The 641-nt window shown below is 46.3% G+C and carries 1 protein-coding gene; it reads right to left on the reverse strand.

The window, feature by feature from the left end:
* Positions 1-641: metallopeptidase TldD-related protein (locus tag R8O10_RS25810; protein WP_318192038.1), on the reverse strand; the 641-nt coding region annotated here is incomplete at both ends.

Genomic DNA, 641 nt, shown 5'->3' on the forward strand with positions numbered 1-641 from the left:
ACGCTTTGCCCAAGCTTGTCACCCAGTGGGGAGATGCCCTTCATCGCATTCACACCAGAAAACGCACTGCCGAAAGCACCGAATAAACTTGCTAGCGCATTGATGTGGAAGATAGCCGGATAGTTACCTGTCGCAACTGGTACTCCATCAAGAAGATCGCGAGCAAGGTTGTAACCGCCTTCAATGCAGTAAGTTGGATTCAACTCATCAAAACGGCGACCTAACGACATTCTACCTGCCATCGACTGTTTGCCATCTTTTTCAAATAAGGTATACGCGTAACAAGTGAAAGAGCGCTCGAAATGTTGACATAACGTACCTTGAGTATTCGCGATGATGAGCTGAGTTTCGCCGTCACTATAACCATTGTATGGTGAGCTTGAAGCGTGAGGCAGAGCCACAACACCTTGCTCAAGCGCAAGGGACAGTTCAATTTTCTCATCGACCGATGTGGTATCGTCTTGCGCAATTTCTGCAATATCAGTGGTGATTTTGCTGTTTACGCAGCTGATGGTTTGATGTTCATCTTGCTTGGAAAAGCGAGCACTTTGCAGCGCGTTTGTGAGCATCAAATCTAAACTTGGTTGCTCTAGTGATTCAGAATAACTTGTCGCGACACGAGCATCTTTAATAACTCGAAC

The sequence above is a fragment of the Vibrio sp. 1727 genome, from assembly GCF_033344415.1.
In the GTDB taxonomy this organism is placed as follows: Bacteria; Pseudomonadota; Gammaproteobacteria; order Enterobacterales; family Vibrionaceae; genus Vibrio; species Vibrio alginolyticus.